The 14,474-nt window shown below is 30.8% G+C and carries 16 protein-coding genes and 1 other annotated feature; all 16 genes read right to left on the minus strand.

Features of this window, described 5'->3' with window-relative positions; genetic code table 11:
• Positions 1–97: 97 nt before the first annotated feature.
• Entirely contained in the window at positions 98–919 is an 822-nt protein-coding gene (locus V6137_RS01450) for a pyruvate, water dikinase regulatory protein (RefSeq protein WP_425446094.1), read from the minus strand.
• A 15-nt stretch (positions 920–934) separates the two neighbouring features.
• Complete coding sequence (ccpN, locus tag V6137_RS01455; protein ID WP_425446095.1) at positions 935–1,573, minus strand: transcriptional regulator CcpN; 639 nt, start codon at positions 1,571–1,573, stop codon at positions 935–937.
• A gap of 152 nt (positions 1,574–1,725) precedes the next feature.
• Positions 1,726–3,117, minus strand: coding sequence for a glycine--tRNA ligase (locus V6137_RS01460; RefSeq protein WP_425446096.1), 1,392 nt, complete (start codon positions 3,115–3,117; stop codon positions 1,726–1,728).
• Between the two features lie 53 nt (positions 3,118–3,170).
• Positions 3,171–3,333 (minus strand) — a binding site (T-box leader).
• A 204-nt stretch (positions 3,334–3,537) separates the two neighbouring features.
• The gene (locus tag V6137_RS01465; protein WP_425446097.1) at positions 3,538–4,011 is read right to left on the minus strand and encodes a DUF4342 domain-containing protein; all 474 of its coding nucleotides are present in this window, start codon (positions 4,009–4,011) and stop codon (positions 3,538–3,540) included.
• A gap of 14 nt (positions 4,012–4,025) precedes the next feature.
• A complete protein-coding gene (gene recO, locus V6137_RS01470; RefSeq protein WP_425446098.1) occupies positions 4,026–4,775 on the minus strand; it encodes a DNA repair protein RecO in 750 nt (249 codons plus the stop codon).
• A gap of 18 nt (positions 4,776–4,793) precedes the next feature.
• Entirely contained in the window at positions 4,794–4,937 is a 144-nt protein-coding gene (locus V6137_RS01475; protein WP_425446099.1) for a YqzL family protein, read from the minus strand.
• Positions 4,938–5,050: 113 nt separating this feature from the next.
• A complete protein-coding gene (gene era / locus V6137_RS01480; protein ID WP_425446100.1) occupies positions 5,051–5,938 on the minus strand; it encodes a GTPase Era in 888 nt (295 codons plus the stop codon).
• Positions 5,939–5,969: 31 nt separating this feature from the next.
• Positions 5,970–6,368 carry a cytidine deaminase gene (locus tag V6137_RS01485; RefSeq protein ID WP_425446101.1) on the minus strand — a complete coding sequence of 133 codons (399 nt, stop codon included), beginning with the start codon at positions 6,366–6,368 and terminating at the stop codon, positions 5,970–5,972.
• Between the two features lie 16 nt (positions 6,369–6,384).
• Positions 6,385–7,503 (minus strand): DUF3048 domain-containing protein, encoded by a 1,119-nt coding sequence (locus tag V6137_RS01490; RefSeq protein ID WP_425446102.1) that lies wholly within the window; start codon positions 7,501–7,503, stop codon positions 6,385–6,387.
• Between the two features lie 48 nt (positions 7,504–7,551).
• A complete protein-coding gene (locus tag V6137_RS01495; protein ID WP_425446103.1) occupies positions 7,552–8,820 on the minus strand; it encodes a hemolysin family protein in 1,269 nt (422 codons plus the stop codon).
• A gap of 85 nt (positions 8,821–8,905) precedes the next feature.
• Positions 8,906–9,397, minus strand: coding sequence for a diacylglycerol kinase (locus V6137_RS01500; RefSeq protein WP_425446104.1), 492 nt, complete (start codon positions 9,395–9,397; stop codon positions 8,906–8,908).
• A 2-nt stretch (positions 9,398–9,399) separates the two neighbouring features.
• Positions 9,400–9,855: an rRNA maturation RNase YbeY gene (ybeY, locus tag V6137_RS01505; protein ID WP_425446105.1), complete on the minus strand. Its 456-nt coding sequence runs from the start codon at positions 9,853–9,855 to the stop codon at positions 9,400–9,402.
• Positions 9,856–11,952: an HD family phosphohydrolase gene (locus tag V6137_RS01510; protein ID WP_425446106.1), complete on the minus strand. Its 2,097-nt coding sequence runs from the start codon at positions 11,950–11,952 to the stop codon at positions 9,856–9,858.
• 20 nt (positions 11,953–11,972) lie between these two features.
• Positions 11,973–12,971 carry a PhoH family protein gene (locus tag V6137_RS01515; RefSeq protein WP_425446107.1) on the minus strand — a complete coding sequence of 333 codons (999 nt, stop codon included), beginning with the start codon at positions 12,969–12,971 and terminating at the stop codon, positions 11,973–11,975.
• 17 nt (positions 12,972–12,988) lie between these two features.
• Positions 12,989–14,173: a sporulation protein YqfD gene (yqfD, locus tag V6137_RS01520; RefSeq protein WP_425446108.1), complete on the minus strand. Its 1,185-nt coding sequence runs from the start codon at positions 14,171–14,173 to the stop codon at positions 12,989–12,991.
• A gap of 12 nt (positions 14,174–14,185) precedes the next feature.
• On the minus strand, positions 14,186–14,464 hold the full coding sequence (gene yqfC / locus V6137_RS01525) for a sporulation protein YqfC (protein ID WP_425446109.1): 279 nt from the start codon (positions 14,462–14,464) through the stop codon (positions 14,186–14,188).
• Positions 14,465–14,474: the final 10 nt, after the last annotated feature.

Below are 14,474 nucleotides of genomic sequence, written 5' to 3' on the forward strand. Positions count from 1 at the left end.
TTATCAAATGTAGAACAAAGACACCGTCGGTGTTTTTTGTTCAGTGCAGGGTGCAAGGTACAGAGAGTAAGGAGTAAAAAGAAGTAGCCTCTGAAGACTACTTCTTTAACATATCGTTTTCTTTAATTATATCTAGTATAATTCCTGCTGTTTCTTCAACAGCTTTATATGAGACATTAATAACGGGACAGCCTAGTTTATTCATAAGTTTTTCTGCATACTCTATTTCATCTGTTATTCTATTCATGCTTGCATAGTTAGCACTATCACTAAGTCCCAATGCCTTTAGCCTTTCCTGTCTTATCTCATTTATTTTATTAGCATTAGCCGTTAGACCAATAATCTTTTTTGAGTCTATTTCGAAAAGTTCATCTGGTGGTGGAACTTCAGGAACCAATGGTACATTTGCTACCTTTATATTTTTATGGGCTAAATACATACTTAAAGGAGTCTTTGAAGTTCTAGATATTCCCACTAATACTATATCAGCCTTTGTTATACCTCTAGTATCCTTACCATCATCATATTTGACAGCAAATTCTATAGCTTCAACCTTACTAAAATACTTTTCATCTAACTTCCTTATAAGCCCTGGTTCCCTTTTCGGTTCTAAGCCTATGGTGTCTTCCATAGCTTCAATTATCGGAGCCATTATATCCACCGCTTTTATTCCATATTCTTTAGACTTTTCCGATAAAAAATTTCTAAGTTTTTCAACTACTATAGTAAAGACAATAATACATCTCTCATTTTTCGCCTCTTCTAATATTTCAAGTACCTGTTCCTCATCAGTTATATATGGAAATCTTCTTGTTTCATATTTTCCTGAATTAAATTGACTTATAACAGCTTTAGCAACTTGCTCTCCTGTTTCACCTATGGAGTCAGAGAGAACATATACAATCGTCGGTTTTTTCATAAAATCCCTCCATACCTATTCTTTTCCTAAGTCAACGAAAATTCTAGTAATATTAGTTTTAGAAATTCGTCCTATTACTTTATATCCTACCTCTTTTCCATTATCTACTTCTTCAACAATGGGTAGACTATCAACTTCATGATCCATTATTTTTACAGCCGCATCTAATATACTCTCTTCAGGACTTGCCATAACTATATTGGGCATTCTAGTCATTATGATACCTACTGGTACTTTGTTTATATCTATACCTCCTATGGCACTTTTTAAAAAGTCTTTTCTGGATATTACCCCAGATAATAATCCATCGGATACCACAAATATAGTACCTACGTCTTCTAAAAACATTGTAACTATAGCATCATAAACCGTGGTTTCTTCGTTTACAATCACAGGCACCGATTTAACCTTAGAAACCTTTATATCATTAATTTGATCATAAATTACATTAAACATATTTTTTCCAGAATAAAAATAACCAACTTTAGGTCTCGCATCTAGTATCCCCGCCATTGTTAAAATTGCCAAATCTGGCCTTAACGTGGCTCTGGTAAGCTTTAATCTTTTAGCTATCTCTTCGCTGGTTACAGGTTCTTTTTCCTTTACTATCTCTATTATTTTTTCTTGTCTATCACTTAATTGTATATTAATCACTCCCTTACATGGAGGTTATTTATGTCATAAAAAGTTTATCTTATAACTATAGTATTAATTTTATATTATTCTGACAAAATATATCATAAAATCATTTTATCAGAATTTATATTATAAATCTAGAAAAACGGGCAATATTATTGCCCGTTATATTAAAATTCTATTTTCTTAGCAATATAATCTTCTAAATCTTCTATTTTAACTCTTGTCTGCTCCATAGTATCTCTATCCCTCACAGTAACACTGTTATCCTCTAAGGAGTCATAATCAAATGTTATACAATATGGTGTTCCTATTTCATCATGCCTTCTATATCTTTTACCTATGCTTCCCGACTCATCATAATCTATAGAGAACTTTTTAACCAATTTAGCATATAATTCCTGTGCAGGTTCCCTCAATTTTTTAGTTAATGGGAATACTGCCGCTTTAAATGGTGAAAGGGCTGGATGAAGTTTTAGTACAGTTCTTTCCTTTCCATCATCAAGTTTTTCTTCAGTATATGCATCAACTAAAAACGCTAGAGTTACCCTATCTGCTCCAAGGGCCGGCTCTATACAATATGGTATATATTTTTCATTAGTAACAGGATCCGTATATTCCATTTTTTTAGATGAATGATCTTGATGACTTCTTAAGTCAAAGTCGGTTCTATTTGCAATACCCCATAGTTCTCCCCATCCAAATGGAAATTCATATTCAATATCCGATGTTGCAGTACTATAATGGGAAAGTTCCTCTTTATCATGCTCTCTAAACCTAATATTTTCCTCTGTCATTCCTAAATTTAACAACCAGTTTTTACAGAATTTTTGCCAATATTCATACCACTCCATATCCTCTCCTGGTTTACAGAAAAATTCTAACTCCATCTGTTCAAATTCTCTAGTTCTAAATGTGAAGTTTCCCGGTGTTATTTCATTTCTAAAGGACTTACCTATTTGTCCGATTCCAAATGGAACCTTTTTTCTAGCAGCTCTTTGGACACTTCTAAAATTGACAAATATCCCTTGGGCCGTTTCAGGTCTTAAATATATCTCAGATTGACTATCCTCTGTAACCCCCTGATATGTCTTAAACATCAAATTAAATTGTCTTATATCAGTAAAGTTTTTCTTTCCACATTCAGGACAATTTATATCATGTTCATCTATGTATTCTTCCATTTTAGTATTTTCCCAACTATCTACATTTGGATCTTCTTCACCATTATTCTTCATATAGTCCTCTATTAGAGTGTCAGCTCTAAATCTAGCCTTACACTCTTTACAATCCATTAGTGGGTCATTAAACCCCCCTATATGTCCCGATGCAACCCAAACCTCTGGATTCATTAAGATTGAACTATCTAGTCCTACATTATATGGAGATTCTTGCACAAACTTTTTCCACCATGCGTTTTTTACATTATTTTTTAACTCCACTCCAACTGGACCATAATCCCATGTGTTTGCTAAGCCTCCATATATATCTGAGCCGGCAAATATAATCCCCCTTTCCTTTGCTAATGAAACTATTTTATCCATAGTAGTTTTAGTTCCCATTTTCATTCCTCCTTATTTATTTTTTCCAAATAAAAAAAGAACCCTTATCCCTTCATAGGGACGAAAGGTTACTTCCGCGGTTCCACCCTATTTGACACCCATAGGTATCCACTCTCATAATATGCTCTGAAGCGCCTTCGTAATATATTATCGGGCTTCCACCGTCCCCAATTCGCTAAAAAGAAAATTACTACTATTCTCCGTCATTGCATATGTATTAAGTTACTTTAGATTTTAAGTTGGGGGATTATGAATCCCCCAACAACATAGATTATGAATCCCTCAACAACATAGACTGAAAATCTCCTAATCCATATATTAGGAGTCCTCCGATGTATGGATTAGGAATTATTCTATAAGCCAATCTACTTACTATATCTAATAATTTAGCAAAAGAAAATCAATATGTCAATATGTTTTCTACATGTTGTCATCTTCGTTTGTATCATCTTTATCTTCTTTTTTAACTGTATTTTTCATTTTATCCATTGTTCTTTCTGCCATATCATTTACATTCACTATCTCTCCATCTTCTTTTACTATTTCAATAGTAGACCTAGATACCAAAGCTGCTGTTAGTCCAAATGCTGCTAGAGGCGGAGCTAGTATAGTTCCCAATGCTCCTGCCGTTACAGGTATATTCATAATTATATCTCCATCTTTTTTAACTAATATCTTAGTTACATTCCCTTTCTTTATCATTTCCTTTATCTTTTGTAGTACAACATCCCCTTTGCTACTGATGTTTTGTCCAAAGCTTTTATGACTAGCTTCTAGTTCAATTAATGCTTCCAATACATCCCCATTATGCCTTTCTAATACTTCTTTAGCTTCCTTATAACTTACACCTGTTCTTTCCCTTATTTGGTCTATTTTCTCTAATGTTATTTCCACAAAAACACCTCCATTTATATTTCAATAGATTTTATAAACTCTAGAGACTTAAAGTACTTTTTCTCTAGATGGTTTAACATATAATCATTCAAAACTGCCTCAACCATCAGTAGTAAATTTTTAGGAACATTAACCTTATCTAATTCATCTAACCTAGTATATAACAACTTATTCATAGCATTTAATGTTATTACATTAACTTTTTTAGCATATCTATCATTTGAGCTACATTTAGAACATAAAACTCCCCCTTGACTAATGCTAAACTTAATATTTCCTTCTAACTCTTTACTATTACAATTTATACAATGATTTAAACTAGGCTTATAGCCAATGAAGCTTACAAGTTTTAATTGAAATGCTAAAATAAATTTTAAAAAATCATTATTTAATGATGAACATACAAATAATGATTTCAAAAGCAAGCTAAATATTTTTTTACTCTCTTCTTCGTAGTTTATACTACTGTTTATTAACTCTACCATATATGTAGCATATGCAAATCTATGCAAATCTTCCCTCATACTATAAAATGATGTTTTTACGTCTCCACTATTAACATGATACATGCTTTTTCCCTTATATAATATAAAGTCACTATAGCAAAAGGGCTGCGTACTAGATATCAGTGGACTTTTATTTCTTCTAGCACCCTTTGCTATAGCAGTAATTTTACCTTCTGTTTCTGTAAATATTGTAAGTATTTTATCAGATTCTTTAAATTTAGTCTGTTTTAAGACAATCCCCTTTGTATTTAAAAGCATTTATTCACCTCTATATTATCAGAGCCCTTGGATTATTTTTTCTTTGTTACTTTCTCCAGATTTTATTTGTTGTTCTTTAACTTTATAAGAACTATTGGTATAGTACATATAGGCTTCAATATTACCTGTAGACTTGAAAATTTTCCACATTTTATTCTTCATAATCAAATCCCTCCTATAGGATTTCTGTATTATTTAGTCTATTACCAAATGAAAATTTAATACTATACAATTTGTGTTATTTAAGTTAAAAAGAACAAAAGTGCAAAAAATATCTATCTATAACCAAAGTTCTTTAGAATTTTTTCCTTATCTCTCCAGTTTTTATTTACTTTAACCCATAGCTCTAGATATACTTTACTTCCTAATAATCTCTCAATATCTATTCTAGAACTTTTACCTATTCCCTTTAGTTTTCTTCCCTTCTTACCTATTATTATACCCTTATGGGAGTCCCTTTCACAATAGATTGTTGCATTTATATCTACAATATCTTGACCTTCTCTTTGCCTTATTAAATCTATTCCCACTGCTATTCCATGGGGAACTTCTTGTTCAAGATAGTGTAGAGCCTTTTCTCTTATTATCTCTCCTATTATAAGTCTCTCAGGTTGATCTGTTATCATATCATCGGGAAAATATTTAGGTCCAACGGGTAGCATTCCTTTAATATAGTCAATTAGTTTATTTACACCTTTATTGTTTAAAGCTGAAATAGGAACTATATGATCAAAAAAATCATAATCTTTATAATTTGATATAATCCCCTCTACATCCTCACCACTTATTTTATCAATTTTATTTATTACTAATATCTTTGGTGTTTTTATCTCCTTTAGTTGTTCTAATATATATTTATCTCCCGGTCCCATTTTTGTACTTTCATCCACCAGCCAAAGTACAACATCTACGTCATTTAATGTGTTATTAGCCACCCTAACCATATAATCTCCCAGTTTATTTTTAGGTTTATGTAGTCCAGGAGTATCTAAGAAAACTATCTGAAAATCATCTTCAGTATAAACACATTGAATTTTATTCCTTGTGGTTTGGGGTTTATCAGATATTATTGCAATTTTTTCCCCTATAATATTATTTAATAGTGTTGATTTCCCTACATTAGGTCTTCCTATTATTGTTACAAATCCTGATTTAAAATCCATATATACACCTCTTATCCTTTGTCTTATACATCTATTTATTATTTTCTAAATCCTCTGGTCCAAAACTGTTTGGCAATAGTTCTTCTAATGTATACTCTTTATAGTCATCTACCGAGCTTGCAACTATTACTTTAATATCTTTTCCAAATTCCCTTATAACCTGTCTACATACTCCACAGGGATATGTAAACTCTGAATCTCCAACTACAGCTATTGCTTCAAACTCCCTCTTCCCCTCTGAAATAGCCTTAGATATTGCTGTTCTCTCGGCACATATAGTTGGTGTGTAGGAAGCAGATTCAATGTTACAACCTGTATATATCTCTCCATCTTTAGTTAATAATGCAGCCCCTACATGAAATTCTGAATAGGGAACATATGCATTTTTCTTAGCTTCTAAAGCTTTCTCTATTAATATCTTATGATTCAATGTAATATCTCTCCTTCTATTTTTTTATTTCTATTTGTCCATTGTTTGGTAATACCTGTATCCAAGTAATACCGGGATTTAATTTTAGTTCAGTTCCTTCTTTATCATAATAGATTGTTTTACTTCTTCTTGTTTTCTTCTTCCAAGTTATATCCACTATACTTCCATTGGTTATATACTTACCCTTTCCTGACCCGATTATATCTATAGCTAGCCTACCCTCACTATCAATAACAGTTGTCTTAGCTTTTTGAATTAAAATATTTTTAACCTTTAATGTTTTATTATCTAACTCATCTATATGGAGCTTACCATCTTTATATCTTTTATATATTTTTTCTTTGTTATCATATTTATATTCAGTAGTGTTATCTTTATTATACCTTATCACCACATCTTTTGCACTATTTCCTACAATATCTGTATCTTTATCATAAAATTTGAATCCTTTATAATCGCCTGTTAGTTTATACCCCCGTTCCTTCTGAGTTTTTCTAATTATATCCATAGTCGAATACATATTATTTGGGGCTTTTTTATTGGTCTTATAATATCTTTTAAACACTGCCTTAGAACTTGACAATCCATCTATATCTGCTACATTTAAATTTCTTACATCTCTTTTGGCTGCTTCACTTCCTCCAACCCTAACGTATACTGGATCATACTCTAATAGAGATGAAACAAAGTAAGGTCTAGAGCTCCTTATGGGTCCTATATGACTGGGATCATTTATTAAAAATATTGCCATATATCTAGTATATGTACCCTCAACTGGAAATTCATATACTATCTCTGCTTGACTTATTCCAGCTTGCCATCTTGCCCTAGGATGATTGTCTATCATGACAGCCACAGGCCTTCTGTTTACCTTTTCTTCTTTAGCATATAAGCCACTTAATGGAGAAGGTATACCTATTTTAACATCTTTATCATTATTTTCTTCTTTCTCTTTCTTACTATTATCTATTTTTTCCTCTTTTTCATTTTTATCTTCTTCTACTTTTTTCTCTTTCTTTTCAGTTTCCTTAACATTTTGTCTCTCATCGGTGGCCACATCTTCTTTACCACACCCAACCAATATAAGTACAATAACTAAAATTCCTACGAAAAATATTATACCTTTTTTATCCAAGTGTTTTTCCCCCTTTAGTTATAAATTGCTATGAATTATTTTAAATATTTAGGATTTGATTTCTATTTGTATTTGTCTAACCCTTCTATTACTTATCTTAGTAACTATAAAATCAATATTACCATATTCGATACTATCCCCTTGGATAGGTACCCTTCCTAAACTGCTAAAAATAAAGCCCCCTAAGGAATCAAAATCATCCTCTGGTAGATCAGAGCCAAATAACTCATTGATTTCCTCTAGTGAAACCTCTGCTCTAACTGAATATATATTTTCTTCTATTTTCTCTACTAAGTTAATCTCATTATCATATTCATCTAATATGTCCCCTACTATTTCCTCTAAAATGTCTTCTATTGTAACTAATCCCTCTGTACCTCCATACTCATCCAACACTATAGCCATATGTATTTTTTGTTGTTGCAATTCCCTTAGTAGATTACTTACTTTCTTAGTTTCAGGAATGTAAAAGGCATTTCTCATTAAATTAATTATACTTTTATCATTTATACTTTTTTTATCAGAACCTAGAAAGGGTAATATATCCTTTGCATATAATATTCCTACTATATTATCAATAGTATCTTTATATACAGGTATTCTTGAAAATCCATACTTTATTATTATATTTAAAGCTTCTTCTATATTATCCTCCACTGATATTGATATTATATCTATCCTTGGAACCATAACATCTGTAACATATATATCATCTATTTGAAAAATGCCTTCTATCATTTCCCTTTCTTTATGCTTTACAACCCCTTCTTCCTCCCCTGCATTTACCATTGACTTTATCTCTTCCTCAGTAACAAATGCTCCGTTATTATCTACACTTCCTCCCAATATTTTTATAATTATCGAAGTTATTTTATTTAATATTATTAATACTGGTTTCAATATTTTAGATAATACAACTAACATTCTAGATACTTTAACGGCTATAGACTCTGGGTTTTGAGCAGCAAAGGTTTTTGGAGTTATTTCTCCAAAAATTAATATCAATATAGTCATAGTCATAGTTGCAATTAATACAGACCATTTTCCACTAAAAACCTCGGCTGTTAACTCTGTTAATATTGCTGTTGCTGCTATATTCACAAGGTTATTTCCAATAAGTATAGTTGCTAAAATAGTATTTGTTTTCTTTTTTATTTTTTTTAATAATTTTGCATTTTTTTCATCATGTTCCTTAAGTCTTCTTATTTTGGCTGGAGTTATTGCAGTTAATGCAGTTTCAGAACTGGAAAATACTGCCGATAGTATCAATAAAACTAATACTACTCCACCTCGTAAATATATCTCAATCTGAGACATTAAGATCCCTCCATTGGTTTACGATAAATGATTGTATGATAATAAGTATCTTTAATATTACCCTCAAAAATACCAATAAATCAAATCATAATAGATCATTATTATTATTTTTTATAAAAAATATTATTATGCTTACTAATACTATTATAATGACACCTAGATATGCTAGAGAATTCTTCATATTTATTATTATAGTTTTATAATTTAATATTATATTTTTTATAAATAAAAAATACCCTACTACAATTGCATTAATGGCTGTAATCAATACCGCTCCTGCTGCCAAGTCTTTAGATATTTTTGCTAATGGGTGATACTCCTTTGTAATCATGTCTACAGTTTTTTCAATGGCAGTATTTATCATCTCTGCCATCATTACAATACATATGGTGAAAACTAATATTAGTATTTCTAATTTAGAAAGATTAAAAAAGGGGCTTATTAACAAAGTAAGACTCCCCATAAAAAAATGTATCTGCATATTTCTTTGATTTTTTATCCCATATGATATTCCCTTAATAGCATATTTTATGCTATTAAGGGTTCTTCGTATTTTCATACTAAAATCATCTCTCATTTTCAACTTTTAAATATTTTAAGTAATTTCATTATTTCCTTTTCCTTTTCCCTCATAACCTTTTTATCTTCTTTTTCAATGTGATCATAACCCATTAAATGAAACATACTGTGGGCAGTCAGGTATGCTATTTCTCTCTTAAAACTATGGTTATATTCCTCCGATTGCTCTAATGCCTTTTCAGCTGATATAACGATATCTCCCAGCAAAGGGATTATGCCATCTAAACTATTATCATCTTCCATGGGAAATGATAAAACATCTGTGGCACTATTTTTGTCCCTATATTGATTATTTAATTCTTTTATTTCCTCATCGTTAACAATAGATACACTTATCTCATAATTAAAGCCCTTATCCTCAAACTTTAAACATTCTTTGATTACTAAATTAATAGTATCTATAATATCTTGATCTATTATTATTTTATCCTGTCTATTATCTATTATAACATCCATCTATTTGGCTCCCTTCAATTCTTTTAAGTCTAAGGTTGGATATTCTATTCTTTCATGGAATATACCAAATAAAACATTTAAAAAGGAATTTGCTATTATATTTAGCTCTTTTAATGTAAGACCACATTCATCTAGTTGACCATCATCTAATTTACCCTTAATAATTTTCCTGACCAACCCTTCGATCTTTCCCTTTGTAGGATCCTGCATGGATCTTGTAGCTGCTTCAACTGAATCTGCTAGCATTATTATGGCCGCCTCTTTAGTCTGGGGCTTTGGTCCTTCATATCTGAAACTTTCCTCTTGGACCAGTTCACTATTTTCACCATTTAAGGCCTTATGATAGAAATATGCTACAAGGGTCTCTCCATGATGCTGTTGTATAATATCCCTTATAACCAATGGTAGTTTATACTGTTTGGCATATTCCACCCCATCCTTTACGTGATTAGTTATTATTAATGTACTTAGACTTGGATTTATCTTATCATGGGGATTCTCTTTATTTAGCTGATTTTCTTTAAAAAAATAAGGTCTCTTAAGTTTCCCAATATCATGATAATAGGATCCGATTCTGGCTACCAAAGAGTTAGCTTCAACTGCATCTGCAGCAGCTTCACTTAAGTTTCCAACAACTATACTATGGTGATAGGTTCCTGGGGTTTCTAATAATAGTTTTTTCAACAATGGGTGATTAGGATTTGATAACTCTAATAATTTAAGGGGAGTTACTATCCCAAATAAACTCTCCCATAGTGGCAACGAACCCACTGCCAAAATCGAACTAAATATACCATTTAATATACCATATAAACTCTTACTTAATATATATTGAAAATCAAAGTCCCTAATGAGTCCGAAGGAAACTATAGTAATCACATGGGTTAAACTTACGATCAATCCAGTTATAAATATATTATATCTCTGTTGGGTCTTGATTACTCCCAATGCTCCAACAGTTCCACCTACTAGCATCATAATTATAATATTAATATCATTACCGGTAATAAAGCCTATTATTATAGCCAATATAAAGTTAACTAATATAGCCAGTTTAGGGTCAATTATTATCGATATAAGCATTGTAGCAGCCGATAGTGGTACTAGATAAACCGATATCCCATAAATCCCCTTAGATATGGCCACAACCGATAGTATAATAATAGCCAGTATAAATAACTTTTTTCCATTTAAGACTTGCTTTTCAAAGAAGTATAAATAAGCTATAATTAAACATTCTAGCATAATCACTATTAGTAAAGTTCCTATTATAACCTTATATTCAATACCTTCATTTTCTTTATACAATCCGGTTTTCTTAATAAGCCTTATAGCCCTTTGATCTATTTTTTCACCTTTCCTTACTATAGTCTGTCCCTTCTCTATTACTATAGGATTAATCCTTTCTGCAGCTTGTTGCTTTAATTGTTGAGTATTTAAAACATCTAAGAACCTATTAGGTCTTAATAAAGTATTAACTATTGTGCTACCTAACTCCATTTCTTTTTTGTCTAAACTATCTAATTTACTAAAAATTTTCTCAACTTTTTCCTTTTCATATTCCAATTCCTCTGCCTTTATTCCTGTACTCATAATTTGATATATTATATCATTTATGTTACTTTGTAGCATTGATAAAGTTTCTTTGTCTAATTTTAAAAAGTCTATATACTGATTTTCAGATAATTTTATACTGGAATCAGAGGATAATATTCTAAGCTTCTCCTTTAACTTCTTATCTTCATTATTATTTAACCCTTCTAATAACTTAAAAAAACTATTAACTTGATTTTTCATTTTTACTTGTATGGAAAGATCTACTTTATGCCTGGGTTCTATACTATTCATAGCTTCTTGCTTTAATCTTTCCGTTTCTTCATCATCTATTATTTGTTTAGTTGCAACTATATCCCTAGGTGCCAACTCTCCAAGTTCTACTAATATTTTCTCAGGAGTTATATCATTAATTAAAATAAAAAACAATATACTTGTAAATAAAACTGCTAATATTATTTGCTTAACAATAGTTTTCTTAAAAAAGCTTATTATAAAGTTATTTTTCACCTTGTCCACCTTTTTTTTCTTTGAAGAACTCATGGATCTCCCTCCATGTATCTTTATTTTTTCTTCTTTCCATTTTTCTTATCTTCATTTTTCTTTTCATAGTCCTCATATGCTTCTATTATTTTTTGAACTAATCTATGTCTAACAACATCCTTTTTCCCCAAGTAAGAAAAGTCAATGCCTTTAACATTTTTAAGTATCTTTGTTACCTTTTTAAGACCTGACCCTTTACCCCTGGGTAAATCTATTTGAGTTATATCTCCTGTTATTATTGCCTTTGAACCAAATCCTAATCTAGTTAAAAACATCTTCATCTGTTCTGCTGTTGTATTTTGGGCTTCATCTAATATAACAAATGCAGAGTTTAATGTTCGCCCTCTCATATAAGCAAGGGGAGCTATTTCGATTAATCCCCTTTCCATATATTTGCCATAGGTTTCAGCACCTAATATATCAAATAAAGCATCATATAGGGGTCTAAGATATGGATCTACTTTATCTTGTAAATCTCCCGGTAGAAAGCCTAAACTCTCTCCAGCTTCCACTGCCGGTCTTGTTAATATGATTCTGTCCACTTGTTTATTTTTAAAAGCAGCAACTGCCATTGCCATGGCTAAATATGTTTTACCAGTTCCGGCAGGACCAATACCAAATACCACATCATTTTCTTTCATTGCATCTATATAGGATTTTTGTCCCAGTGTTTTAGGTTTTATTGTTTTACCTGAGGCTGTTACACATATAACATCATTTAATAAATGTTTAATCTTATCCTGCTGACCTTCATGTAACAGCTCTATAGCATACCTTACCTGTTGCTTCGTAAGACTTCCTTGATTATCAATCATATCTATAAGTTTATATATAAGTTTCTCTACAATATCAATTGCAGGCTCTTCTCCTATTATTCTTATTTCACTTTCTCTAGATACAATATTTACATTGAAATTATTTTCAATAATTTTCATATTTTCATCATAGTTCCCAAACAGTTCACTTGTATAATCTTTACCTTCTATTTTTATCTTTCTCTCTTTAGTTTCTCTATTCAATTTTATTCCTCCCTACTTTATTGTATTTTAGCCTTTTTCCCGATTTTTTCTATAACTTCCACCTTTACATTAGTTATTAAAATATTATTTTCTATAGAAAATGTAACATCTTTCCCGATGACTTTACTATTTTTATTTAGCCTATTCATAATTGTATTAACCCCTTTTACAGTGGCTCTTTTCTTTAAGGCATTTACATTTTGGGTGATTTTTTTCACATTTACCTCTTTATAGATATGTTTGATAATCTCTACTGGTAAACTAAAATCCTTCCAACTTACTACCTTTTTACTATCAATCTCTTCAATATAATTATCAAAGGGGATTTCTCCATCTGATAGTTGCAATCTTTTATCACCGAATTTTATTTCTTTAGTTACATATTTTTCTCCAGTTTCTTCCTTTATAGTTTTAACTATGGGCTCTTTTACTATTTCATTATACCATGTCTTGGCAAAAATATCTCCCTCTGCGTGTACAAAAAGGGGGTTTTCTAATTTCTCATTTTCAATAACACCGGTTATTAAAATTTCACCTTCCCTTACAATATCACCCTTTTCTACTACAGCTTTTCCTTTTCTTGCTATGACCTTTTCTATAACGGCCTTTCTATCTGATATAATATTACAAGGCTCACCTTCACTAAAGGCTGTTGGTTGTTTAGACTTTTCCTTTACTTCTATTATAAGCTTAGTTCCCTTAATATCTACTTTGGCAAATATAAATTTATCCATATCGGTAAGCAACTTCTTTTTAACTTCACTGGTATCAATATTATGTTTTGATATTCCTGACTTTATATTTATACTTTCTAAATATTCAATTATCTTATTTTTACTAACATTTTTATTACCTTCAATTTCCACAGACCAAATAAAGGATGTCAAAAAAAATATAAGACCTATGGCTATCAATGCCCCAAAGGCCAACATTTTTCTAAGTTTTAATTTGTGTAAAAAAAAGGGATATCCCTTTTTTCCTTTTATGTTGACTTTACAATTAACTTTCTTCATTACACTTCTAAGCTTTTTAAACTCTTTTATTCCCACCTTAGCTTCTATTGTAGTATAATTAATCCTTACTATATCCCATAAATATATTCCCTTTGATATAGATAGATTTATAAATTTTTCTAAAGTGAGTCCTTCCACATTTATAATAACATATCCCCTTAAATAATTCCATATTCTTATAATTAACAACTACCTCACCACCTAAACCGTAAATTCAATATTTTCTATTTCCCCTACAATTATTACTTCCTCGGTCACAATAGTCCTTATAAACATATCTTTTCCTGTTATTCTGAGAACTCCATTATTAGTGTTTATACGTATTCGTTGCTTATTATATTCTATAATTCCTTTATGATTCTCTATATATATTTGTAGGTTTCCCAACATAGTTATTCTTGGTAAATCAAGAACAATATCTTTGGGAAGATCGAAAATTTCCGAAAGACTAGATTTTATTTCATCCATTCCTTTTCTCACATAAAGCCCT

It is taken from the genome of Dethiothermospora halolimnae, from assembly GCF_037577855.1.
Classification (GTDB): domain Bacteria; phylum Bacillota; class Clostridia; order Tissierellales; family VENL01; genus Dethiothermospora; species Dethiothermospora halolimnae.